The following is a 23,622-nucleotide window of genomic DNA, read 5'->3' as shown; positions in this document are numbered from 1 at the left end:
GCGCGGCGTGGCGAGAATGCATTCCACGGCATTACCCTTTCGCCGCTTCGATGGCGATGTGCGAAATCTCGTCGAAATCCGGCCCCGACACCGGGATCGGGATATCGAAGACCTCGGCGATCACTTGCGTCCAGCCATGCAGGAAATACGTCCAGCCGTCCTCGATCTGCAACTGCTGTCCGGCCTGCTGCCGTCTTGCCTGGCCGAGGAAGATCAGGTCGCCGCGATAATTGAGGTCCCAGGCTATGCCGCGCTTGGGGAACACGCCGTCATCGGTGATCGGCGAGCCTGGAGCGTCCTTGCCAAGTCCCGTCGCGTTGATCACCAGCGAGCCCGGTTTCAGCGCCGCCAACGTCTTGTCGTTGATCTCGGGCCGGTCGGCGAGGACATACTCGATCTCGATCGTCGGCATCATATCTTTGTGGATGCGCTCGATTTCGTCGAGACGCGGCTGCGAACGGTCGGTGACAATGATGCGCGATGGCACGTCGGCGCGCTTGCGCATCAGGTGCCAGGTGATCGCAATCGTCGATCCGCCGGCGCCCATGGACAGGACTTCCGCACCGGTGTCCGCGAAGTATCCCGCCGGGATGAAACCATCTATCGCAAGGCCCGAAGAGATCGGATCCTTGGCATGGCAGATGAGTTTGCCGCCCCGCTTCGACAGGCAGCTGGTCTCGTGCATCAGGCGAGCATGCGGATCGATCACGTCGAACAGGCCGCGCGCCGCGTTGAAGAGATCGATCTTATGCGTGGTGACGAGCGCGCCGAGCGACAGCGGGTCGGATTTTATGAAGGAGACGACCTCACGGTAGGCCTCCGGATCGGCATGAAGTGGAAAGTCGATGCCCTTGAGAAGCGCATCCTTCAGCCGGAGGTGGCGCGCCCATGCAGGGAAAACCCGCATGATCGAACTGCTCGTCGTCGTGACGCCGATAAAATAGAACGTCGGCTGGGTAGCCGGCCGGTAGCGGCTCATTTGCCGACCTCCCGGATTTCAGCAGCGCGAAATGAAGCAGTGATCTCGAAGGAAGCCTTCATGCCGGCACCGTGCGGGATTGTTGCCCATAGAGGGCGGAGATCAGCTTCGCATCACGCGGTCGCCAATCCGGGTTGTCGACTTCCTTCCAGCCTCCATCGCCGGCGACCACGCGCGAGCGCATGCCGCCCGATCTTGCGATGATCTCGTAGTCCTGCCCTGAATCGGCGGGGTAGCAGAACAGCATCACCAGATCGTCTTCCCCAACATTGATCGAGCGGTGGATCCAGAAAGGGGGGACGTAACAGACGGTCTGGGCTTCGACGGGCAGGATCCGGACCTCGCCTTCCGGCGATTCCATCAGCATGAGGCCATGGCCCTTCTGGCCATAGTAGATCTCGGGCCGGTCGGCCTGCTTGTGGATGTGACCGCGTGTCATGAAATACTCGTCGCCGACCTTGCCGGGCGCCATGCGCGTGACGCCGAAAATCAAGTCTCCCGACTGCTCGGTCGGCCGGAACTCGGAGACCTCGTAGACGATGCGTTCGCCCCATGTCGCGCACATGGCTTCGAAGGCCGCGGCGTCCGCGTAGAGCCCGTCCAGATCGCGGAAGCGTTTCTGGTAGCTGCCGGTTGCATTTCCCATCGCGCCGGTCGACAGATCGACCTTGCATCCGGTCGGCTCAAACAATCTGGTCAAGAGACTACCTCATATTGCTTTGCTGTGGTGTCGGCGCTGATCTGGCCCGCTCCTGCTTTCGACAAGAACCACACTTGCTTTGCAGGGTATGATTTGCTCTCCCTATGCGGACCAGCTCGGAGGTTGCTGGATTATGGCAGATTTCGACTACGAGGCACACGACAGTAGGTTGGGCGTTGTCTTCACGTCGCACCCGCTGCCTTAATCCGAGAGAACCGCCTTGCTCCTCCAAGTCGCCTTCGACAAGCCTGAACACCTGGCCCTGCTCCCGCAGATGAAGGCGTTCGCCGACATTATCGAGATCGGCACGCCGTTGCTGAAACGCCTTGGCCTCTCCGCCATCACCACGGCGCGCGAGCTCTGCCCTGGCGTCAAGGTGTTGGCTGATACCAAAACCGTCGACGGCGGCCAGTTCGAGGCCGACATGGTATTCGGCGCCGGTGCCGCGTTCATGACGGTGCTGTCGTGTGCTTCGTCCGCCACGCATGACGCGGTGGGAAGACGTGCCGCCGCCTTCGGCGCGACGGTCATCGTCGACACCATCACCGAGACGGGCAAGGCAGAATTGCTTCCTTTGAATGCTGTCTTCCCCGAAAGCTTCGGCTATGTCGCGGTCCACTCGCCAACCGACGCGCGGCTGGCGGGCAACACCTCCACCTCACATATCGACGCCGTGAAAAAGATGCACGATCGCGGCTTTCTGGTTTCGCTCGCCGGCGGGATCGGCCCCGACACGCTGGAAGCGGTGATCGCAGTCGAGCCGGAAATCCTCGTGGTCGGCAGCGCCATCACAGAATCCGCAAGCCCGAAAGAGATAGCACGATGGATTCGCGACAGATTGCCCAATCCAGGCCGTGGCTGGCCGTGGGACAGGAGATAACCGACCTTCTTGGCCGGATCGACGTCGACGCCTTTGCAAGGCTGGTGCAGGCGTTCGATGACCCCGATCAGCGATGGTTCTTTTCCGGGCAGGGACGCTCCGGCCTTGTCGCGCAGATGGGCGCGATGCGGTTCATGCATCTTGGCCGAACGGTGCATTTTGTCGGTGAGGTATCGGCGCCCTCGATACGCAGGGGCGATGCGCTGCTGATCGTCTCCGGCTCTGGGGAGACGCCGGTCAGCACAGGCTTTGCCCGCATCGCCAAGGCGGAGGGTGCCAAGGTCGTTACGCTGACGCATGAGCCGGCGGGGACCCTGGCCGGCATTGCCGACGTCACGCTGCATGTCCCTGTCGGGGAATCGAAACAGTTTGGCGGCAGCCTGTTCGAGCAATCCTGCCTCGTCCTGCTCGACAGCGTTGTGCTCGGCCTGGCGCAGCAGATACCCGACGCGCACAAGCTGATGTTGTTCCGCCACACTAATTTGCAATGACTGGGCACCCCGGGCACGCCCGAGGGCATGCTTTTGAGCGACATGCATCAGCTGGAAGCCCGGCTGGGCACCTCATCTTCCGTTGCGGCAAGGCACTGGACTCGCTGTGCGATGCCGATATTGTACTTGAGGAGCGTTGGTGCCGTGCTCTGGCGACGGCAACCGACGGGGAGGATGCCGACGGCTTGGTCCGCAGGAACAGGTCCCGGTCAATATGGGAGGAAGTCTGATGAGAATTGGGGTCTTTCTGGCCGGCGTTTCGGCTTTTGCCGCGCTGGTTGGCGCACCTGCCTTTGCGCAGGACAAACCGTTTGCGGGCGTTACCGTGAACGTCATTACGCAGACCGGGGCGATTCAGGAGCCGCTACAGAGGCGCGCGCCCGAGTTCGAAGCGCTCACCGGCGCCAAGATCAATGTCATCGCGGTGCCTTTCTCGGATCTCTATCAAAAGATACTCACCGACTGGGCGAGCGGCACCAACTCGGTCGATGCCGGGGTGTTCGCCCCGCAATGGATGGTCGACTACATTGCCGGCGGCTACCTCGAGGACCTGACGCCGCGGGTCGAGGCCGACAAGGACATCCAGCAGGACGATGTGGGCGCGTTCTTCCGAGACTTCTCCGAGAAGTACAGCGGCAAGACCTACATGATCACGCTCGATGGCGACTTCCACATGATGTACTACCGCAAGGACGTGCTGGAAGCGGCCGGCCTGGCGGTGCCGAAGACCTGGGACGAGTATCTCGAGGTCGCCAAGGCCACGCACGGCAAGGACATGAGCGGCGATGGCACGCCGGATTTCGGCTCGTGCATCGCCAAGAAGCGCAACGCGCAGAGCTATTGGTTCGTCACCGATGTGGTCGGCTCGATGACCCAGTCCAAGGGAACCAGCCAGGGCACCTTCTTCAACACCAAGGATATGACGCCGCTCGTCAACAACGACGCCTTCCGCAAGGCGCTCGACTTCCTGTCTGAATCGACCAAATACGGCCCGCCGGACGAGCTGAACCTCGATGTCAGCGATACAAGGCCGCTCTTCGCTTCCGGCCGCTGCGCGCTAAACCTCGACTGGGGTGATGTAGGCACGATCTCGATCGATCCGGCCCAGTCCAAGGTGATGGGCAAATGGGGCGCGGCGATCATGCCCGGATCCAAGGAGGTCTTGAACTGGGACACTGGCAAGCTCGAGGCCTGCACGGCAGAAAACTGCCCGCACGCGATCGACGGCGTGAACCATGCACCCTTCGCCGCTTTTGGCGGCTGGGGCGGCGGCATCAACGCGGCGGCCGATCCGAAGGTAAAGGACGCCGCCTACGCCTACTTCTCGTTCATGACGCAGCCGGCACAGTCGAACGCCGACGTGACCGTCGGCGGCACCGGCTTCAACCCGTATCGCACCTCGCAGCTCAGCTACAGCGACCTTTGGAAGAAGGCCAACATGAGCGAGGAGGAGGCCAAAGTGTACCTAGGCGCGATCAACGACAGCATGAGCAGCCCGAACATGATCCTCGACCTGCGCATCCCACAAAATCAGAAATACCAGCAGGTCGTGCTCGACGAAGCGGTCTCGCGCTTCCTTGCCGGCGAAATCGACAAGGAAGCGACGGTTTCGGCGGTCGAGGAAGGCTGGAATGAGCTGAACGACGAGATTGGCAAAGACAAGCAGCTCGAACTTTACAAGGCGACTATCGGCGCCAAATAGGTGGCCAAGCAATCGACCCGGCGTGGCATCGGTCCGCGCCGGGTCTCATGCCTGCCCCACATTCCCGGGTTATGATGACCGCAACCGACACTATGCCAGAAGCTGCCGACCGCCGCAGCTGGGCCGAATGGCTGGACGGTCACTCGGGCCGGATCATGGTGCTGCCAGCCGTCGTCGTGCTTCTCTGCTTCGCGATTTTTCCGCTCATCATCTCGGCCTATCTCGCGCTTTCGCGCTTTGCGCTCGCGCCGGGCGGATTCACGCTGAAATTCATCGGACTTGTGAACTTCCGCAAGCTGCTGGTCGGCTCGCAGCAGTATCACTTGCTCGGCAAATTCGGCACGTTCGGTTTTGTCCAATCCGCTTTGCTGGCGTTGGTCGCGGCAGGGCTGCTTTTTCTTCTCGCCCGCTATCTCTGGCGTGGCAGGCCGACCATCGCCGGCGTGATTGGTCGCCTTCTCGCGACGGCAATGGCTATGGGCCTGGCGGTTCTCGCGCTGGCCACCATGGCACCGGGCGGCGTGCCGGGAACTGTCGTCAACACGCTTCTCTACGTGTTCGTCGGTGTGTCCGTGCAGTTCGCACTGGGGCTGGGCCTCGCGCTCCTCTGCGGCCAGCCAATTCGCGGCAGGAATTTCTTTCGCGTCCTCTTCTTCATCCCGCTGATGGTGACCCCGGTCGGCATCGCCTACACGTTTCGCATGCTCGCCGACATGCAGAAGGGCCCCTTCGCCCCGATCGTGCGCGCTTTCGGCATCAGCGAGTGGTCGTGGGCCACAGAGGCCTGGTCGGCGCGGCTGATGGTGTTGGTCGGCGATACCTGGCAGTGGACGCCGTTCATGTTCATCGTGCTGCTGGCGGCCGTTGAGAACCAGCCGCGCGACCAGGTCGAGGCGGCGCGGCTCGACGGAGCCAACGGCTTCCAGATTTTTCGCGACATTACCTGGCCGGCGATCGCGCCGATTGCCGCTACCGTCGTGCTGATCCGGCTCATCGAGGCTTTCAAGATCGTCGATCTGCCGAACGTGCTCACCGGCGGCGGTCCCGGCCTGGCGACGGAATCGATGACGCTCCACTCCTTCATTTCCTGGCGTACCCAGGATCTCGGCGGCTCGGCCGCTGTCGGTTACATGCTCCTCTTCATCTCGACCATCGTATGCGTCTCGTTCTTCAATTTTGTGGTCCGGCCGGCGCGCCGGTTCGAAGCATGAGCGCCGAGCCGCGCTCGCTGGCGCGCCGGCTGTTCGAGCCGGCCTCGATCGACAGCCAGGCACCGGTCGCCAGGATCGTGACCTATGCGCTGCTGTTCCTGTGGACGCTCGTTGTGGTGATTCCTCTGTACTGGGTGTTCATCACATCCTTCAAGGGGCCGGGGGAGGTCGACAATGGGCCGTTCTATCTCCCGTTCGTCGACTTTGCCCCCTCGCTGCAGGCATGGGACTTCATGCTCGTGCAGAATTACACGCTGCGCCCTTACATGAATTCGGTCGTTGTCGCGGTGGCGAGCACGCTGCTCGCAGTCCTGATCGGCTCGCTGGCGGCCTACGCGCTCGTGCGTATCCGCTTCCAGGTGAAGCTCGTCGCCGTTGCGCTCTTCTTGATCCTCCTCACCGCAATCATCGTCGCGGTGGCCACTTTCGGCGTGCAGTGGGAGATCGCCGTTGCCGTGGCAGCCGCTCTCTTCATCATCGCGCTGTTCACGCTTGTTGGACGCACGAGGCTTGCTGTCGGCAACAACGACATTGAATTCTGGATCATCTCCAACCGCATCATGCCGCCGATCGTCGCCGTGTTGCCGATCTACGTGATGTTCCAGCAGATGCGCCTGCTTGACACACAGGTGGCGCTGATCGCCACCTACACCGCCATCAACCTGCCGATCGTCGTGTGGCTGACTCGCGATTTCTTCGCCGGCATCCCGCTCGACCTTGAGGAGAGCGCACAGATAGACGGGGCCTCCAAGTTCCGCGTTTTCTTCACCATCGCGCTGCCGCTGGTGCGATCCGGCTTGGTCGCGACCTTTCTGCTGGTGCTGATCCTTGCCTGGAACGAGTATCTGCTGGCCCTCTTCCTTTCCAATGCCGACGCGCAGACGATGCCGGTGCTGGTATCGGCACAGAACACGACGCGCGGGCCGCAATGGTGGAACATGTCGGTCTTGATCACCGTGATGATCGCCCCCGTGATCGTCATCTCGAGCATCCTGCAGAAGCACATTGCGCGCGGGCTGCTGGTCGGCGCAGTGAAGGGCTAGTCGATATGCGGGTCACCCTGTCCGATATCTACAAGTCCTTCGGCGCGGTCGAGGTGGTCAAAGGGCTCGACCTGGAGATCCAGGACGGCGAGTTCCTGGTGCTGCTCGGCCCCTCGGGCTGCGGCAAGACGACGGCGCTGCGCATGGTCGCCGGGCTTGAATCGGTGAGTTCCGGCCGCGTCCTCATCGGCGACCGCGACGTCACCCATGTGCTGCCCAAGTATCGCGACGTGGCGATGGTGTTCCAGTCCTACGCGCTCTATCCGCATATGACCGTTGCGGAGAACATCGCATATCCGCTGAAGCTGCGGGGCGTGCCGCGCACTGAACGCGACGCCTCCGTCCGCAGCGCCGCCGTCAAGGTCCACCTCGAGGAGTTCCTCGACCGCTATCCACGGCAGCTTTCCGGCGGTCAGCGGCAGCGCATCGCGCTTGCCCGCGCCATGGTGCGGCGGCCGAGCGTCTTCCTGATGGACGAGCCGCTCTCCAATCTCGACGCCAAGCTGCGCGGCCACATGCGCTCGGAGCTGAAGCGCCTGCAGGCTGATCTGGGCGTGACGACGATCTACGTCACCCACGATCAGATCGAGGCCATGACCTTGGCTCACCGTGTTGCCATCATGAACCGTGGCGTCGTGCAGCAGATCGCGACACCCCGACAGATCTACGACGATCCGGCGAACCTGTTCGTCGCTGGCTTCATCGGCTCACCGCCGATGAATTTTCTCCATGGCGAGCTGGTCGAGGGTACCTTCGTGTGTGCGGAAGGACGATTTGCGACCAGCGTTGCCGAGAGCCGGAAAAAGGTCACTGCCGGCCTTCGGCCCGAGGATTGCCGGGTCACGGGCCCATCGGAGGGCAAGATTGCGGCACGGGTCTACGCTGTGGAACTGATCGGCGATCATACCTTGATCACCTGCCAATTCGGTGGGGCCACCGTAACCGTCAAGGCCGATAAATCGGCGCACTACGACATGGATGAGCCGATCGGCATCACCTTCCAGGACACCGCCGTCTTTCTGTTCGATTCGGAAACCGGGGGCCGCATCGGCGGCCGCGTCCGTGGACAGGCAGCCGCGTGACGTTCGCTAATTCTCCTCCACGAACACCTCTTCGCGCTTCTTCTTGACCGCCGGCAGGAAGACGATGACGAGCACGGCGAGCGCGATGAAGAGCAGGCCGGCGCTGATCGGCCTGGTGAGGAAGGTGCTCGGGTCGCCGCGCGCGAGAATCATGGCGCGGCGCAGGTTTTCCTCGAGCAGCGGGCCAAGCACGAAGCCGAGCAGCAGCGGCGCGGGCTCGCAGCGTAGCTTGGTCAGGAGGTAGCCAAGGAAGCCGAAGAAGGCGACGGCGTAGAGGTCGTAGATGTTGGTGTTGACGCTGTAAACGCCGATCGAGCAGAACGCCATGATGATCGGGAAGAGCACGTAGTAGGGGATCGTCAGGAGTTTTACCCAAAGCCCGATCAGTGGCAGGTTCAAGACGATCAGCATCAGATTGCCGATCCACATCGAGGCGATAATGCCCCAAAACAGCGCCGGCTGTTCGATCGCGACATTGGGGCCGGGCACGATGCCTTGTATGATCATCGCGCCGATCATCAGCGCCATGACCGGGTTGGCCGGAATGCCGAGCGTCAGCATCGGGATGAAGGAGGTCTGCGCGCCCGCATTGTTGGCCGATTCCGGTCCGGCGACGCCTTCGATGGCGCCCTTGCCGAATTCCCCCGGATTTTTCGATACACGCTTTTCCACCGTGTAGGAGGCAAAGGCTGCAAGGATCGCGCCGCCTCCCGGCAGGATGCCGAGCGCCGAACCGATGATCGTGCCGCGCACAATGGGAGCCGCCATACGCCGAAAGTCCTCGCGGGTCGGCATAAGGCCGGAGACCCTTCGGATCATCACGGAGCGCTCGTGCTCGTTTTCGAGGTTGCGCAGTATCTCGGCGACGCCGAAGACGCCGACCGCCACCGCGACGAAATTCAGCCCGTCGGCATATTCGCGGATGCCAAGCGTGAAGCGCGGTGTGCCGGTGTAGATGTCGGTGCCGACAATGCCGAGCAGCAGGCCGAGCACGACCATCGCCAGCGCCTTGACGATCGAGCCGTGGGCAAGCGCCACGGACGAGACGAGGCCGACGATCATCAGCGAAAAATACTCGGCCGCGCCGAATTGCAGCGCGATCGCCGTCAGCGGCGGGGCGAAGATGGCGACGAGGAACGTCGACACCGTGCCGGCAAAGAACGAGCCTATCGCCGCGATCGCGAGTGCCGCCCCGGCGCGGCCGTTCTTGGCCATCTGGTAGCCGTCGATCGCGGTAACGGCTGACGAGGATTCGCCGGGCATGTTGATGAGGATGGCGGTGGTCGAGCCGCCATATTGCGCGCCGTAGTAGATGCCGGCGAGCATGATCAGGGAGGAAACCGGGTCGCCGATCTGGAAGGTGATCGGCAACAGCATGGCGATGGTCGCGGTGGCGCCGATACCGGGCAGGACGCCGATCAGCGTGCCGAGAAGGACGCCGATCAGGCAGAAACCGAGGTTTGCCAGCGACGTGGCCGTCGAAAAGCCGAGCGCGAGGTTGTCGAGGAGTTCCATGTTCATCCTCTCACCATACCAGCCATGGAGGCAGCCACGGGCCGAAGCGCCGGAACGGCAGGCCGAGCGCATAGCTGAAGACGAGGAACGCAAACAGCGTCAGGCAAGCGGAGAGCACGAGCGCGGTCAGCGGCCTCATGCGGCCGCTGGCAAAGGATGCGATCAGCGCCGTCAGGAAGATCGAGGGGATGAAGCCGAGGCCGCGCACGGTCAGGCCGAAGAAGATCGGGGCAGGGAGGATGAACAGCATGCCGCGCCAGGCTATATGCCCGATCGGCTCGCTCTCGAAGCGCACCGCTTCGACGAGGATGACGGCGCCAAGCAGGATCAGCACGATCGCCAGGACCAGGGGGAAATAGCCCGGTCCCATGCGGAAGGCGGTGCCGATTTCGAGGCCGAGCGACTGCAGAGCGAAAAATCCGCCAAGAAAGATGAACAGCGCGGCGCATGTGCCGTTGGTCGTGTCGATCGTGAAAGGTTTCATGACGTCCTCCCAGGCCCGCCGCGGGGCACGCTGATGCCGGTGTGAAAAACGGGGCGCTGGTGGCGCCCCGTTCAAAACCTTAGTCGGCGTACTGGCCGGCGGCTTCGATGATCGGCTTCCAGCGCGCGATCTCGCCTTCCAGCTTGGCCTTCAGCGCGGCCGGCGTCGCATCTGCGTCGGACGACGGTTTGGTGCCGAGCTCGGCGAAGCGGGCGACGACGTTCGGGTCCTTCAGCGCGACCTGAAGCGATTTCGACAGGCGCTCGGTGACCTCGGCCGGCGTGCCCTTGGGCGCGTAGAGGCCGTGCCAGATACCGACCTGCACCTCCGGGAGACCGGCTTCCGTCGTCGTCGGCAGATCGGGCAGCACATCGAGGCGTTCAGACGAGGTGACGGCATAGGCCTTGATCGTGCCGCCCTGGATCTGCTTGGTGGTATTGGTTGTCTGGTCGCACATGATGTCGACCTGGCCGCCGAGAAGATCGGTCATGGCCGGGCCGGTGCCCTTGTAGGGCACGGTGACCAGCGGTGTGCCGATCGCGCTCATGAACAGCATCCCGCACAGATGCGAGGCCGCGCCTATGCCGGCATTGGCGACGGTGACGGTATCCTTGTTCGCCTTGGCGTAGTCGACCAGCCCCTTCAGATCCGTCGGCTCGAGGTCCTTGCGGCCGACGATGGTCATCGGCACATCGGTGACGAGGCCGACATATTCGAAGCCGTTCAGTGTGTCGTATGCGAGCTTTCGGTATAGCGTAGCGCTTGTCGCCATGCCGATGTGATGGAGGAGCAGCGTATAGCCGTCGGGATCGGCTTGCGCGACGCGGCCGGCGCCCAGTGTGCCGCCGGCACCGCCGACATTCTCGACGATGATCTGCTGGCCGAGATCCTTCGACATGGCTTCCGCGACGAGGCGCGTGACCGTGTCGGTCGGGCCGCCTGCCGAAAACGGCACCACAACGGTGATGGTGCGTTCGGGATAGGTTTGCGCGCCCGCGGCGAACGGATAGAGCGTGACGGCTGCGGCTGCGGCCAGAGCGGCGACGAATTTTCTCATCGTGATTTCCTCCCAGGATATGAATTCCCAACCGCTGCCCAGAGTTCCTTTCAACACCGGCTGGATGGAGCAATAACTAGCGCAGGCTAGCGGATTGCAATCGGGGTCAAACCGCAAACTGCGATTATGCACAACCCGTCCGCGCAAAATGGGTGGAAAGGTCACATCGAGCTGGTCGAAATCTGATAGCGAATACCGGTTACGGACCTCTCTGTGCCCTTCCTCCGGACTCGCTAAGCGTGCGGTGGAAGTGGAGCTCCGCTCGCCCGTGCCCGCAACCAGTCCGAGACGCGATAGTATCGGAACATGGCGGCCGGGGCGAACGACATGAAGAAGGGTGCGCGCCGGAGCGGTTCGAGCTTCAGCGACAGGTCTTTTTCAGGGACGCCCTTCGCCCATTCGCCGAGTATGCCGCCGAGCATGCTGCCGGTCGGCACGCCCCGACCGGACAGGCCAGTCAGCGCGACGACGCCCGGCGCGAGCTGGTAGAATCGCGGGATGGTGCGCTTCTGCATGTCCAGTTCACCGAACCAGAAATACTCCCATCTCAAGTCGCTGCTGATCTGCGGATGGAGCCAATGCAGACGGTCGGACATGAGGCGGTGTGTGAACGCCATGTCCCGGCCGCGCCGGCCCATAGGGAACATCGAGGCGACAATCCGTCCCTCGGTGTTGTACTTGTAGACGAAGATGTCGCCGCGGCCATCATGCATGGTGGCGTTGCGTGGCAGGACGGTTTGGCGTTCCGCGCCGGTCAGCGGCTGCGTCGCGGCGACGAACACCTTCTGGATCTTGTAGGTCCGGTCGAGGCCGGGCCAACCGTTAACGGTATAGGCGCCTGTCGCAAAGATGACCTTGTCCGCAACCACAATCCCTTCGCCCGAGTGCACTGCCCAGGCGCCGTCCTGCCGCACGACATCGCGGACAGGCGACTTGGTATGGATCGTGCCGCCCTCCTCGATGACGGCGCGCGCCAGCCCTCTTGCATAGCTCAAGGGATTGAGGTGACCAGCCTCGGAATGGAACCAGCCGCCATAATATCGCGGGCTGCCGGTCATCTCCTCGCTAGCCTGCCTGTCGAGCACCCACGTCCTGGCGCCAACTGCATTGTACTGCTGCGCCTTCGCCTCGAGCTTGGCGACGGCGCCTGGCGTAAGCGCGCCCATGACGTAGCCGTTCTGCTGCCATTCGCAATCGATGCCGTAACGCTTGACCATCCCCGCGACTTGTCTGTTGGCCCCTGTCTGCCGGGCGATCAGCCTTTCGGCCCACGGCTCGCCCAACATGGCACGCAGTTCGGGCAGGCTGTAATGCGTAAAGGTTGGCGTGCAGTGGCCGGCATTGCGTCCCGAGCCGCCGAACCCGATCTCCTGAGCTTCGAGAAGAACGACGCGTATGCCGTCGCGAGCGAGATCGAGCGCAGTCGTCAATCCGGTATAGCCACCGCCGACGATGCAGACGTCCGCCCTCGTGCGTCCTTGCAGCGGGTCGGTTTTTGGCGCCGGTTTTGCGGTCGCATACCAGAGCGAGACTTCAAACGGCGAAAACCTTGTCATGCCAGACGGCCTCACAGCATGTCGCTTCGCGCGTCGAGCGCATCGCGCAGGCCGTCGCCGATAAAATTGAAACTGGTGACCGCCAGTGTGATGGCGGCGCCAGGAACGATCGCCAGCCACGGCGCGCTATCGAGATACTGCTGGGCGCCGTTGAGCATGTTGCCCCAACTCGGCAGCGGCGGCTGGATGCCGTAGCCAAGGAAGCTGACATAGGCCTCAAGGAGAATGGCGCGGGCGACGGTAAGCGTGGCCGCGACGATGATCGGGCCGATCGCATTGGGCAGAAGCTCGCGAAACATGATGTGGCTGTTGCTGAGCCCGAGCATCCGGGCGGCGACCACGAAGTCGCGTTCGCGCAGGGAGCGCACTTCCGCCTCGACAATGCGGGCGATTTCCATCCAGCTCGTCGCCGCTATGATCAGGGTGATCATGATCGGGCTCGGCTTGATGAAGGCAGCCATCGCCAGCAGCAGGAAGATGTTGGGAAAGGACAGCATCGCGTCGACGAAACGCATCAGCACGGTGCCGATGCGGCCGCCGAAGAAGCCTGCCACAATCCCGAGCACGGTTCCGAAGACGGTGCTGAGGAGCATGGCAGCGAAACCGACCAGCAGCGAAACGCGACCAGCCATGAGAAGGCGCGCCGCGATGTCGCGTCCGAGCGGATCGGTGCCGAAGAAATGGTAGCCGGTGAACGGTGGGGAGAACCGTCCACGCAGGTCGATGTAAAGATCATCAAAGGGCAGGAGAAAGGGTCCGATGACGCAGGCGAGGACCAGTATGATGATCGTGGCTAAGCCAAACATCGCCAGCCGATGGCGGGCAAATCGGCGCACGGTGCGGCTGCGCCACCAGGGTTGCGTGGAGCGGGCGGGGAGGAGTAATTCCGACTGGCTCATTTTTTTGGTCCTCAGCTCAATCGAATGCGCGGATCGACGAATGCGACGGTGAGGTCGGCGGCCAGGTTACCGACCAGGACGAGAACCGCGGACATCATCAGCAGGCCCATCACCACGGGGTAGTCGCTGTAGCCGAGACTATCGAGGAACAGCCGTCCCATGCCGGGCCAGGTGAAGACGGTTTCCGTCACCAGGGCGCCACCCAGTATTGTCGGCAGCTGCAGCCCCATCAGCGTGATCATCGGAAGCAGCGCGTTTCCGAGGATGTGACGGATCAACACACGTCGGGGCCTCAGTCCCTTGGCCCGGGCAGTGCGGACGAAATCCTGATTGATGACGTCGAGCGTCGCGGTCCGCATGTAGCGGCTCCACACGGCGATATTGACCAGCGCAAGAACGATGCTCGGCATGATGAGATGGATCGCATAGTCACCGAGCGAGCCATCGCCGATCGTGTACATGTTGCCGGCCGGCAGCCACCTGAGCCGGAGCGAGAAGATGTAAATCGCGATCAACCCGAACCAGAAGGTCGGGATCGACAATGCCACCATCGCGCCGACCGTCGCAGCGTAGTCGAAGATCGAGTACCGTTTGAGCGCGCCCAGCACACCTATGCAGGTGCCGACGAAGATGGCGATCGCGGTCGATACGCCCATCAGCAGCAGTGTCGCGAGAAGGTGCTCCCAGATGATGTCGAGCACGGGCCTGCCGTCCCGGAAGGAACGTCCCCAGTCACCGCGAAGCAGATGCCCCAGCCAGTCGATGTACTGTACCGGAAGAGGTCGATCGAGACCCATTTGCGAGGCGATGCGATCGAGATCGGCCTGCGTCATTCCCGGCGTGAGGCTGAACTGCGAAAGCGGCCCACCCGGAGCGAGGTTCAGGACGGCAAAGCCAATCATCGAGACCAGCAGGAGCAGGACAAGACTTTGCCAGAAACGTCCCAGCAGATAGCGAAGCATGCCGGTTGCCTCCGTTTGCTGTCAGTCGGATACGGTTGCGCCAGGGCGCGCCTTAGAGCGACGCGCGTCCAATTGGACGCACAAAGTACGCTCTAACACCCTGAATCTACGGCGATGCAGGCCGAGCCGGTCATTGCCGGCCCGGCCCATTTCCGGAGCTATGACCAGTACCAGGTGGCTACGTCCCAGGAGTCGATGCGCACATTGATGTTCGGGACGACGCCTTCGACACCGGACTTGTGTCCGCGGACCGTCGCGTATTGGAATATCGGCAGGAATGGCAGGTCGTTGCGCACGGTCTCCTGGATTTTCAGGTAGGCTTGCTTGCGCTTTTCCGGCACGAATTCGACACCGCCGGCTTCGAGCAGCTTGTCCACCTCCGGGTTGGCGTACTGCCAGGTATTCTGGCCAGCGCCGCCCTTGGCCAGAATTGATTTCGAACTGAGGTAATCCGAAGTATTGGGGTCGGACCCTGTCAGGAAGTTGATGCCGACGACAACGGAATCGAATTGCGACTTCATCCAGTAGTCCCCCCACATGACCGCAGGCGGCAGGTTGGAGATCTCCACTTCGACACCGATGTCGCGATACGATTGCTGGATGAACTGCTGCGCCTGTTCGCGGATATGATTGCCCGCCGTGGTCGAGTTCTTGAACGAGAGGCGGACGCCATCCTTGACGCGAACACCGTCGCTGCCAGGGACCCAGCCGGCGTCGTCCAGCAATTTCTTCGCCTTGTCCAGATTGTATTCCTGCTTAGGCAGATCCGGATTGTAGTAGAAAGATTGCTGCGGCATGTAGGTTTCGGTGGGGGTTGGCAGTCCGTAGTAGAGGGCGTCGATGATCGTCTGCTTGTCCAGCGCATAGTACAGCGCTTGGCGAACGGCGAGTTCCTTGAACTGCGGGCGCTCCATATTGAAGCTGAGCGATTCGACGGTGGCGGCGGGAATGACGGCTACGGATGTTCCGCTCAACGCCTTGGCCTCCTCGTAATGGTCGGGCGTGATCCACTGCAGTCCGATGACATCGATGTCGCCGGTCTTGAACTGGGTGTAGAGAACCGTCAGGTCCGGAATGTATTTATAGATCAGCCGCTCGAGATAAGGGCCATCGCCAAAGTAGTCGGTATTGGCGGCCAGCTCGATATGATCGCCGGCCGTGCGCTCCACCCACTTGAACGGTCCGGTTCCGATGGGAGCATTGTTGAACGGCGCGGTATTCTTGTCCTCCGCCGCACCGAGCACATGTTTCGGGACGATGAAAGTCGCCGCCAGGATCGACGGATAGGGCGCGTAAGGCTCCTTCATCTTCCAGCTGATCTCGGTTGGCGAGACGACGGTCAAATCCTGGATAAGTTCGTGGCCGGCGCGCCGCCAGCTCAGAAATTTCGGGTCGACCAAGAGTTCGAGCGTGAACTTGACGTCCTCGGCCGTGAACGGCTTTCCGTCATGCCACTTGACGTCACCGCGCAGCTTTACGCGCCACTCAAGCCCGTCGGCCGAGATGCCGCCGTTTTCGACGGTCGGCACCTCCTTGGCGAGTGCGGGGTAGAAATTACCTTTCGGGTCGACGCCAAACAGCGGATCGAAGACGCTGAAGTGAATGCCCTCGTCGACCTCGATATGCACCAGGTGCGGATTGAAGACGGTGGGTTCCTGAGAAAAGCCGACGATCACCTGCCCCTTGGGCGCGCTCGGCGGGGTTGCGGCAAGGGCTTTGCCGGCCCCTGTCAGGTTGGGCATGGCGAGGCCGGCGGCGCCGGCGATTGCCATTCCAAGCGTCTGGCGACGCGTCGGCCGAAAGACTGTGCTGCTGCTCTGGTTTGACATTAGAATCTCCTTTTTGAAGTGTTCCACTTTTGCTGCGTCCCGCTCTCTTGTCGGAGCGGTTAGAATCCACTGATTGGCGCGACCTTCGATCCGTCCGAAAACCGCGACCATCTGAAGTCCGTCGGGTCGACGATCGGCGGCCGCCCCGTGACGATGTCTGCCATCAGCCTGCCTGCGGCCGGGCCGATGCCGAAGCCATGGCCCGAGAACCCAGTCGCGACATGGAAGCCGGGGACGGCATTGACCGCGGAAATGACGGGGACGGCGTCGGGCGTGACGTCGATATAGCCGGCCCAGCGCTGCGCGATCTCTGCCTTGTCCAGAACCGGAAATGCCTTGCGGGCGTTCGAAAGGATACGCTCGGAGCTTTTCTTCGACGGCTTGGGGTCGAGCACGCGGCAGTATTCGAAAGGACTGGCCTCATCCATTGCCCAACGGGTCGGCACTCTTGCCTCTTCGAGGAAACGGCTTCCGAGACGGAAATTCAGCGATCGCCATTCCATCTTCCAGGCCGGAAGGAAGTCGCGCGCGTACCGAAAGGAGTTCGGCACGATATCGACGACATTGGTGGTGCTGGAGGCGATGGTATATCCGCCATCCTGGCGCTTGCGCATGGCGAAATTGTTTGCCCATACGGCCTGTTCCGGCCCGTTCTCGACCGGCGTCGTGCGAAGGACCGTGTTCATGACCTTCAACTGAGGCAGATCAAGGTCAAGCGCTCCGCAAAATAGGTTCGACCAAGCGCCTCCGGCAAGGACGACTGCCTTGCAGGCAATGAAACCACGTTCTGTCACGACACCCGAGACGGCGCCGTTGGTTGTCTCCACGCCGCGCACCGCGCACTCCGTTAGAATGGCGGCGCCGCGCTCGCGCGCGGCTTCGGCAATCGCCGGGGCGGCCTTCTGCGGCTCGGCGCGGCCGTCGGCGGGTGTGTACAGCGCGCCTTTGACATCGAGATTGGAGCCGGGGAGGAGGTCACGCAATTCTCCCGCACCGATCATTCGCGACTCGAGCTGATAGCCTTCGAGATGACGTCCCCAGCGTTCGTGCCGGTCGTATTCCTTGTCGTTAGCGCAGGTGAACACGATTCCTGCACGCGTGTAGCCGGTATCCCGCCCCGTTCGTTCGGAGAGCCGCGTCCAGATGCGCAGTGCTTCCGCCATCAGCGGGACCTCGCGCGGATCTCGACGGGAGATGCGTACCCAGCCCCAGTTGCGGCTGGACTGCTCCTGGCCGATTCCGCCCTTTTCGCACAAAGCCACCCGCAAACCGCTTTCGGCGAGTTCCAGCGCCGTGGAGGCGCCGACGATGCCGCCGCCGATGACGACGCAGTCCACCTCCTTTGGCAGTTCAATATCTCCATGAACGGGGATGACGAACGGTCCGGGCATGCTCAGTAGAGCTCCTCGAGCTGGCAATTGATGGAAAATTCCGCGACGCTTGCATTATTGGGCAGATCGAGGAGCATCCCGATGCTCCGTGCGAGATCATCGGGATCGGTCATCAGTGCGTCGGCGCGATCGGTGATGCTGCGCGCCATATCGGTGGCGACGAATCCGGGGCAGACGGCCGTGGCTCGAATTCCGAGATCCCACCCCGCCTGCCGGATGCCGTGGGAAAGGGCGACGGCAGCAAACTTGGAGATCGAATAAGAGCCTGATGTCGCGGACTTGACCCGCTTGCCCGACAGCGAGGCGAGAATAATGACCCGGCCTGCTCGACTTGCCGCAAGCCAGTCCCATGACGCGCGCACCAGGCGGCGCGGAGCCTTCACGTTGATCTCGAACATCAGATCGAGATCGGTGTCGTCGACGTCGATGACCGACTTCGGAATCATGATGCCGGCACAGGCAATGACCGCGTCGATCCGACCGAAGCCATCGATGGTGCCGTCGACCCACGCCCGTTCGGCGTTGGCAGCCGCGGCTTCATAGGGGAATACGCGGACGCGCTCGCTGTCTGCCCAGTCAGGTTGCACCGGTTCACGCATGCCGAGCGACAGTGACCAGCCCGTTTCATACAAGTGCCGGGCGCAAGCCGCACCGATCCCGCGACTAGCACCCGACAGGAGCGCCACCCGCTGGGTGGCCTGCACTCGGCCCACTGCTGCCGGCTCCCTCATTGGCCGAGACCCACGGTGCGACGATAGACTCGCCGCAATATGTCGAGCAGACGCTTCTGGTCTTCTTCGGGCACACCGGCGAAGAAATCGCTGGATTGCTTGGTGGCGATCTTGCGAACCTTGCGGGCGAGGTCCGCTCCCTTTTCGGTGATATGGAGCTCCTGCGCGCGTCCGTCGTCCGCTGCGGCCTCCCGCGTCAGAAGATCGTGCTCGGTCATCTGGTCGACCAGCCGGCCCATGGCTGAGCGATCGCGCATAATGAGCTGCGCGATGACCGAGGGTCGTATCCCTGGATGGCTGTCGACAAGAAGCAAGGTGGTGATCTTGCCGGTTCCCCGGGCGACATCGAGACCCTCCAGGCGGTCATCGAGATCACGAGAAAGGGCGATGTTGATGCTTCTGATATAGAAGCTCAACGTGTCTTCGAGGACATCGAGCCCTACCGTCTCGACGGTATGAGGAGGGCCTTTCTTCTTCTTCGGCAACGGACACTCTCCTGAGGCTTTCCTGGCAGCCTGCGTCGAGATCACCGGCAGCCTTGAAAATCGAGGTTGCCGCGAGCCTTCAAAGGCATAGTTGAGCGGGTAGTGGACAATTGCAACTACTTTTGATGGACAAAAGCAACTATCTCCCCTGCAGGAAGGCCCGAGGTGCGCGCGTGCAGTTCGATCGAGACACGGCCTTGCGATCCGCGTCCTCTATCGGCGCCGTCATCGATGGATCGCGGGACGTTCTCGATCGCCGCCTAGGCGGCGGGGACCCATTCCTTGCCGGGAATGGCAGAGATGAGTTGCTGGGTATAGGCGTGACGCGGGGATCGGAATATCTGCCAAGGCGGGCCGGACTCCACGACTTCGCCGCGGTTCATGACCAGAATCTCGTCACAGATACGGCTTGCCACTCTCAGGTCGTGAGTGATGAAGATCATGGCGATCTTCATTTCCTCCTGGATATTGGCCAGCAGATCAAGAATCTGCGCCTGGATGGAGACGTCGAGGGCGGAGACCGCTTCGTCGGCGACCAGGACCTTGGGGTCCATCATCAGAGCCCGAGCGATGCCGATCCGCTGGCGCTGGCCGCCTGAAAATTCATGCGGAAACCGGTCGTAGGCACCCTCGTCGAGCCCGACCAGCCGAAGCAGCTTCAACGCTTTCGCGCGCGCTTCGCGAGCGGACAGGCCGTGCGCCATCGGGCCGACGGTGAGGATCTTGGCGATCGTCTGCCGCGGATTGAGCGAGGCGAATGGATCCTGGAAAATCATCTGAATATGCGGCCGCATCGGCCGGAACTCGGAAGCCGAAAGCGCCGCGATATCCTTGCCGTCGAACAGAATGCTGCCGCCATCGCTGTCCAGCAGCTTCAGGAGGACGCGGCCTAGCGACGATTTTCCCGAGCCGGACTCCCCGACGATCCCAAGTGTCCGACCTTGGCGGACTTCAAAGCTGACCTGCTTGACGGCGTGCACGATGCGCGAGCGTGAGAAGAACCCGATGCCTGGCCGGTAGGTCTTGTCGAGCTTCTGCACCTCCAGCACGACAGGCGCATCGCCGCGCGACTTCGTCTCATTCTCGATCATGTGTGGAACGGCGGCGATCAGTCGCCTGGTGTAGGGATGGCTAGGATTGCCGAGCACGTCGGAAGCGACGCCTTGCTCGACCATCGCGCCTTTCTCCATGACGATGACGCGATCGGCGATTTCTGCGACGACGCCAAAATCGTGCGTGATGAACATGACGCTCATGTTCTTTTCGCGCTGCAGCCGCCGGATCAACGCAAGGATCTGCGCCTGGGTGGTGACGTCGAGGGCCGTCGTCGGCTCGTCGGCGATCAGCAGATCGGGCCCGAGCGCGAGCGCCATGGCGATCATGACGCGCTGGCGCTGCCCGCCCGAGAGTTGGAACGGATACTGATGCCGCAGGACCTCGGGCTCCGGCAGGCCGACTTCGCCGAGCAGATCGACAACTGCCTTCGCGCGGGTCGCCGAAGTGCCTGCGTGGTGCGCTTCCATAACCTCCGCGACCTGCTGGCCGACGGTCATCAGCGGATTGAGCGCCGAAAGCGGATCCTGGAAGACGATGGAGACCGACCGGCCCCTGAGGCCGCGCAGGACGTCTTCCCGTGCGCTGGCCAGATCGTGACCCTTGAACCAGATGCTTCCCTGCGTGATCCGCACCGAAGATGGCAGCAGACCCATGATCGCATTTGCGGTGACGGACTTGCCGGAGCCGGATTCGCCGACGATGCAGAGCATCTCACCCTTCTTCATGTCGAAGGATATGTTTTCGACCGCGTTCTCACGCTCCATGTTCCTGGGCAGGCGGATAGTCAGATTTTGAACGGAGAGAACAGCTTCCTCGATCGGATCGCTTGTGGTCATTTCGCTCGGCAGCATTGCTTGGCCTTTCGAAGTCCAATGATCTGACGACGCATACTAGCCGCACGTCCTACCGTCAGCGCAAGCCCGCATTTTTGCGATAGGCACCGGTGTGTCTTGAGATCGCTCCGAAATCATAGTGATCTTATCCGGGGCGAAGCCGGCCATATCTCGATAATTTCGGACTGGCTTCCGCGACCGAACTGCTTCTGGATATTGCCGTTTATTGAACGGGGCCGGGGAGGCGAGGCCGGCCCGCGGCGAATGAAGCCGACTTGCGAATGGCATGTTCGACGCCGCGGAGTTCGGCCAATCCTTTGAGCCGACCGATGGCCGGATAGCCGGGCTGGGCCCCACGCGTCAGGTCGTCGAGGATGTCCTGGCCATGGTCGGGGCGCATCGGGATGAGAGCGTCCGGGCGCCCTTCCTTCTTGCGCCGCGCTTCCTCGTGGAGTAGCGCCGCCACCACTGCCACCATGTCGGTGTCGCCGGCAAGATGCTCATCCTCGTGGAACGAGCAGGGGATGCCGGCCGCTTCCTTGCGCACATTGCGCAAATGCGCGAAGTGGATTTTTGGCCCCATCCGCTCGATCATGCCCGGCAGATCATTATCCGGTCTCGCACCGAGTGATCCCGTGCACAGTGTCGCCCCGTTGGCCGGGCTGTCGACCGCGTCCAGAATGTACCGATAGTCGGCCTCGGTCGACATGACGCGCGGCAGGCCCAGCAGCGGAAACGGCGGATCGTCAGGGTGGCAGCAGAGACGCAGGCCAAGGCTTTCGGCCGTAGGCACGACCTCCGCCAGGAAATCGACGAAATGCCGGCGCAGCGTTGTTGCGTCGATGCGGTCATAATTTGACAGTTGCGCCGCGAGACCGTCGAGAGACGTGTCTTCGGTCGAGCCGGGCAGACCGGAATTGACGCTTCTTGCCAGAACCTTGCGTGCAAAATCATCCATCTGCGCGTGTCGCCGCTCCGCCTCGGAGGCGATCTCCGGTGTGTAATCGCCGAGCGCCCCTTGGCGCTTCAGGATATGGATGTCGAATGCGGCGAAGTCGACCAGATCGAAGCGCATGGTGGTGCCGCCATGCGGCAGGCGCCAGGCGAGGTCGGTGCGGGTCCAGTCGAGCACGGGCATGAAATTGTAGCAGATGACCGAAATGCCGGCCCGCGCCAGGTTTTCCAACGATGTCCTGTAGTTGGCAATATGGCTGCGCCATTCGCCGACCTGCGTCTTGATCGCTTCGGAAACCGGCAGGCTCTCGACGATCTCCCAGTTCAGATCGCTTGCGCTTCCATCCGGCAAAGATGCGACTTCGCGCTGACGGTTTTGGATTTCGGCGGGCAGCCAGACGGCGCCGTAAGGAACGTGGTGAAGGGCTGAGACGATGCCTTGTGCACCGGCTTGACGCGCGTCCGCGATCGTCACCTTGTCGACTGGGCCGAACCAACGCCACACATGTCTCATTCGAACACTCCGTTAGAAAAGAAACGCCCTGCGGCTGCGCGCTCGCGTTTCCCGCAGGGGTGACCGACCCGCTGCTCCTCTTCATCGGTTGCTATCAGATTCCGATGTATGTGACGATCCTGCTCTGGCGCCTGTACCGCCAAGCGAAGTTCCTGGCTAGAGCAGCGCTTCGTATAGATCGCCGATCTTTTCAACTTCGAAATCCGCTGCCCTGCTCTCCAGGAGGGCAGGGGAAGTGGGGTGGTCCAGCATCGTAGCCATCGCTGCTGCCAGGGCCGCGGCATCGCCGACCGGCACCAAGGCGCCAAAACGACCGTCACCCAGAATCTCGCGCGGGCCATGTGGTGCATCTGTGGAGACTACGGGAACACCGGCAGCCATGGCCTCGACCAACACATTGCCAAAGCCCTCGCTCGTCGAGGAAAGCACGAACAGATCGGCTGCGGTGTAACAGGCCGCGGGATCGTTGACGTAGCCAGCAAAGAGCACATCCGCGCCTATGCCGAGTTCTTGGGCATAAGCGCGCAACTCGTCGGCCAGTGGACCTTCACCGAAGATGGCAAGTCGAACGCGGCGGCCGGCGCGCAGGATAGCGAAGGCCCGCAGCAAAGTCCGATGATCCTTGACCGGCACCAGGCGCCCGGCGGTGGCAATGACCGGGCCATCGCCCATCGCCGCCAGCTTTGCCTGCCAGGCATAGGAATGTCCCTGGGGCGCCGCAGCCGGCGGCAGCGGGTTGTTGATGACGACAACCTTGGATTTGGGGAAGCCGCGGGCCGCAATATCGCGGCCGACACCCACTGAGACGGCGATGGCTTTGGTTGCGCGCGCTGCAACCAGCGCGGAAAGCCAGACCGCTATTCTCGCGCCGAGGCTGCCGGAAGGCAGTGAGGCCGCCGCGTGGAAGCTCGGAAAGAATCTAGCTCGGCTTCGCGCCAGGAGAAGCGCCAGCGTCACGACCAGATTGGCAAATTCCGGGGCGCTATAGACCGCATGGGGACCAAGGCGGTCGAATAAACGTGCGCTTCGCACGATGCCTTTCAGCGTCTCCCACTTGCCGTAGCCCTCGCCCCGGATAGGAAGGTCGAAATCGATCAGATGCACAGCAGGGGAGCGCAGCGCGGCGTTAGGTCCTTCCGCGTTCCAGGTAAAAAGTGTGACATCGTGCCCACGCGACGCCAATTCGTTTGCCATGAGGACGAAGACACGCTCGGCGCCGCCGCCCCTGAGGCTGGCAATGTGAAAAACAATGCGCTTCGCCATGCCTG

21 protein-coding genes are annotated in these 23,622 nt (G+C 62.4%); 6 read left to right on the top strand and 15 right to left on the bottom strand.

Annotated elements, in window-relative coordinates:
• Positions 1 to 31: 31 nt before the first annotated feature.
• On the bottom strand, positions 32 to 979 hold the full coding sequence (locus EOC94_RS16825; protein WP_127291890.1) for a shikimate dehydrogenase: 948 nt from the start codon (positions 977 to 979) through the stop codon (positions 32 to 34).
• 58 nt (positions 980 to 1,037) lie between these two features.
• Positions 1,038 to 1,679 (bottom strand): glucose-6-phosphate isomerase, encoded by a 642-nt coding sequence (locus EOC94_RS16820; RefSeq protein WP_095489063.1) that lies wholly within the window; start codon positions 1,677 to 1,679, stop codon positions 1,038 to 1,040.
• Positions 1,680 to 1,899: 220 nt separating this feature from the next.
• Here EOC94_RS16820 and EOC94_RS16815 point away from each other — a divergent pair, with 220 nt between their 5' ends.
• The 6 genes from EOC94_RS16815 to EOC94_RS16790 all read left to right on the top strand — a co-directional run bounded on the left by EOC94_RS16815 (position 1,900) and on the right by EOC94_RS16790 (position 8,088).
• A complete protein-coding gene (locus EOC94_RS16815; RefSeq protein WP_095489064.1) occupies positions 1,900 to 2,559 on the top strand; it encodes an orotidine 5'-phosphate decarboxylase / HUMPS family protein in 660 nt (219 codons plus the stop codon).
• On the top strand, positions 2,502 to 3,050 hold the full coding sequence (locus EOC94_RS16810; RefSeq protein ID WP_127205248.1) for an SIS domain-containing protein: 549 nt from the start codon (positions 2,502 to 2,504) through the stop codon (positions 3,048 to 3,050). The genes EOC94_RS16815 and EOC94_RS16810 overlap by 58 nt, the downstream gene beginning before the upstream one ends.
• A gap of 229 nt (positions 3,051 to 3,279) precedes the next feature.
• Entirely contained in the window at positions 3,280 to 4,752 is a 1,473-nt protein-coding gene (locus EOC94_RS16805; protein WP_126105461.1) for an extracellular solute-binding protein, read from the top strand.
• Positions 4,753 to 4,844: 92 nt separating this feature from the next.
• Positions 4,845 to 5,963 (top strand): sugar ABC transporter permease, encoded by a 1,119-nt coding sequence (locus tag EOC94_RS16800; protein WP_185928257.1) that lies wholly within the window; start codon positions 4,845 to 4,847, stop codon positions 5,961 to 5,963.
• On the top strand, positions 5,960 to 7,006 hold the full coding sequence (locus EOC94_RS16795) for a carbohydrate ABC transporter permease (RefSeq protein WP_127205245.1): 1,047 nt from the start codon (positions 5,960 to 5,962) through the stop codon (positions 7,004 to 7,006). Before EOC94_RS16800 ends, EOC94_RS16795 begins: the two co-directional genes overlap by 4 nt.
• A 5-nt stretch (positions 7,007 to 7,011) precedes the next feature.
• Positions 7,012 to 8,088: an ABC transporter ATP-binding protein gene (locus tag EOC94_RS16790; RefSeq protein WP_127205244.1), complete on the top strand. Its 1,077-nt coding sequence runs from the start codon at positions 7,012 to 7,014 to the stop codon at positions 8,086 to 8,088.
• A gap of 6 nt (positions 8,089 to 8,094) precedes the next feature.
• Here EOC94_RS16790 and EOC94_RS16785 read toward each other — a convergent pair whose 3' ends face one another.
• The 13 genes from EOC94_RS16785 to EOC94_RS16720 form a co-directional block, all read right to left on the bottom strand.
• Complete coding sequence (locus EOC94_RS16785; protein WP_126105464.1) at positions 8,095 to 9,603, bottom strand: tripartite tricarboxylate transporter permease; 1,509 nt, start codon at positions 9,601 to 9,603, stop codon at positions 8,095 to 8,097.
• A gap of 10 nt (positions 9,604 to 9,613) precedes the next feature.
• Positions 9,614 to 10,087 (bottom strand): tripartite tricarboxylate transporter TctB family protein, encoded by a 474-nt coding sequence (locus EOC94_RS16780; protein WP_126105465.1) that lies wholly within the window; start codon positions 10,085 to 10,087, stop codon positions 9,614 to 9,616.
• Positions 10,088 to 10,166: 79 nt separating this feature from the next.
• Positions 10,167 to 11,144, bottom strand: coding sequence for a tripartite tricarboxylate transporter substrate-binding protein (locus EOC94_RS16775; RefSeq protein WP_126105466.1), 978 nt, complete (start codon positions 11,142 to 11,144; stop codon positions 10,167 to 10,169).
• 233 nt (positions 11,145 to 11,377) lie between these two features.
• On the bottom strand, positions 11,378 to 12,700 hold the full coding sequence (locus EOC94_RS16770; RefSeq protein ID WP_127291884.1) for an FAD-binding oxidoreductase: 1,323 nt from the start codon (positions 12,698 to 12,700) through the stop codon (positions 11,378 to 11,380).
• Between the two features lie 11 nt (positions 12,701 to 12,711).
• Positions 12,712 to 13,599: an ABC transporter permease gene (locus EOC94_RS16765; protein WP_126105468.1), complete on the bottom strand. Its 888-nt coding sequence runs from the start codon at positions 13,597 to 13,599 to the stop codon at positions 12,712 to 12,714.
• Positions 13,600 to 13,610: 11 nt separating this feature from the next.
• Entirely contained in the window at positions 13,611 to 14,561 is a 951-nt protein-coding gene (locus tag EOC94_RS16760) for an ABC transporter permease (protein WP_126105469.1), read from the bottom strand.
• Between the two features lie 158 nt (positions 14,562 to 14,719).
• Complete coding sequence (locus tag EOC94_RS16755) at positions 14,720 to 16,390, bottom strand: peptide ABC transporter substrate-binding protein (RefSeq protein ID WP_127291881.1); 1,671 nt, start codon at positions 16,388 to 16,390, stop codon at positions 14,720 to 14,722.
• 59 nt (positions 16,391 to 16,449) lie between these two features.
• Entirely contained in the window at positions 16,450 to 17,781 is a 1,332-nt protein-coding gene (locus tag EOC94_RS16750) for an FAD-binding oxidoreductase (RefSeq protein WP_126105471.1), read from the bottom strand.
• A 2-nt stretch (positions 17,782 to 17,783) separates the two neighbouring features.
• Positions 17,784 to 18,485, bottom strand: a complete 702-nt coding sequence (locus EOC94_RS16745) for an SDR family NAD(P)-dependent oxidoreductase (RefSeq protein WP_245457963.1) — start codon at positions 18,483 to 18,485, stop codon at positions 17,784 to 17,786.
• A gap of 23 nt (positions 18,486 to 18,508) precedes the next feature.
• On the bottom strand, positions 18,509 to 18,997 hold the full coding sequence (locus tag EOC94_RS16740) for a MarR family winged helix-turn-helix transcriptional regulator (RefSeq protein WP_127291878.1): 489 nt from the start codon (positions 18,995 to 18,997) through the stop codon (positions 18,509 to 18,511).
• A 260-nt stretch (positions 18,998 to 19,257) separates the two neighbouring features.
• Complete coding sequence (locus EOC94_RS16735; RefSeq protein ID WP_127291875.1) at positions 19,258 to 20,889, bottom strand: ABC transporter ATP-binding protein; 1,632 nt, start codon at positions 20,887 to 20,889, stop codon at positions 19,258 to 19,260.
• Positions 20,890 to 21,109: 220 nt separating this feature from the next.
• Positions 21,110 to 22,354: a mannonate dehydratase gene (gene uxuA / locus EOC94_RS16730; RefSeq protein WP_127291872.1), complete on the bottom strand. Its 1,245-nt coding sequence runs from the start codon at positions 22,352 to 22,354 to the stop codon at positions 21,110 to 21,112.
• A 156-nt stretch (positions 22,355 to 22,510) separates the two neighbouring features.
• Entirely contained in the window at positions 22,511 to 23,617 is a 1,107-nt protein-coding gene (locus tag EOC94_RS16720; protein WP_127291866.1) for a glycosyltransferase, read from the bottom strand.
• Positions 23,618 to 23,622 lie beyond the last annotated feature (5 nt).

Source organism: Mesorhizobium sp. M6A.T.Ce.TU.016.01.1.1 (genome assembly GCF_003997065.1).
Classification (GTDB): domain Bacteria; phylum Pseudomonadota; class Alphaproteobacteria; order Rhizobiales; family Rhizobiaceae; genus Mesorhizobium; species Mesorhizobium mediterraneum.
This window is presented reverse-complemented; position numbering and strand designations above follow the sequence as displayed.

Bases quoted from the DNA above. Each gene is read 5' to 3' on its own strand.
- EOC94_RS16825 (WP_127291890.1), bottom strand. From the start codon at position 979: ATGAGCCGCTACCGGCCGGCTACCCAGCCGACGTTCTATTTTATCGGC.
- EOC94_RS16810 (WP_127205248.1), top strand. From the start codon at position 2,502: ATGGATTCGCGACAGATTGCCCAATCCAGGCCGTGGCTGGCCGTGGGA.
- EOC94_RS16805 (WP_126105461.1), top strand. From the start codon at position 3,280: ATGAGAATTGGGGTCTTTCTGGCCGGCGTTTCGGCTTTTGCCGCGCTG.
- EOC94_RS16800 (WP_185928257.1), top strand. From the start codon at position 4,845: ATGCCAGAAGCTGCCGACCGCCGCAGCTGGGCCGAATGGCTGGACGGT.
- EOC94_RS16795 (WP_127205245.1), top strand. From the start codon at position 5,960: ATGAGCGCCGAGCCGCGCTCGCTGGCGCGCCGGCTGTTCGAGCCGGCC.
- EOC94_RS16790 (WP_127205244.1), top strand. From the start codon at position 7,012: ATGCGGGTCACCCTGTCCGATATCTACAAGTCCTTCGGCGCGGTCGAG.
- EOC94_RS16785 (WP_126105464.1), bottom strand. From the start codon at position 9,603: ATGGAACTCCTCGACAACCTCGCGCTCGGCTTTTCGACGGCCACGTCG.
- EOC94_RS16780 (WP_126105465.1), bottom strand. From the start codon at position 10,087: ATGAAACCTTTCACGATCGACACGACCAACGGCACATGCGCCGCGCTG.
- EOC94_RS16775 (WP_126105466.1), bottom strand. From the start codon at position 11,144: ATGAGAAAATTCGTCGCCGCTCTGGCCGCAGCCGCAGCCGTCACGCTC.
- EOC94_RS16770 (WP_127291884.1), bottom strand. From the start codon at position 12,700: ATGACAAGGTTTTCGCCGTTTGAAGTCTCGCTCTGGTATGCGACCGCA.
- EOC94_RS16765 (WP_126105468.1), bottom strand. From the start codon at position 13,599: ATGAGCCAGTCGGAATTACTCCTCCCCGCCCGCTCCACGCAACCCTGG.
- EOC94_RS16760 (WP_126105469.1), bottom strand. From the start codon at position 14,561: ATGCTTCGCTATCTGCTGGGACGTTTCTGGCAAAGTCTTGTCCTGCTC.
- EOC94_RS16755 (WP_127291881.1), bottom strand. From the start codon at position 16,390: ATGTCAAACCAGAGCAGCAGCACAGTCTTTCGGCCGACGCGTCGCCAG.
- EOC94_RS16750 (WP_126105471.1), bottom strand. From the start codon at position 17,781: ATGCCCGGACCGTTCGTCATCCCCGTTCATGGAGATATTGAACTGCCA.
- EOC94_RS16735 (WP_127291875.1), bottom strand. From the start codon at position 20,889: ATGACCACAAGCGATCCGATCGAGGAAGCTGTTCTCTCCGTTCAAAAT.
- uxuA (WP_127291872.1), bottom strand. From the start codon at position 22,354: ATGAGACATGTGTGGCGTTGGTTCGGCCCAGTCGACAAGGTGACGATC.
- EOC94_RS16720 (WP_127291866.1), bottom strand. From the start codon at position 23,617: ATGGCGAAGCGCATTGTTTTTCACATTGCCAGCCTCAGGGGCGGCGGC.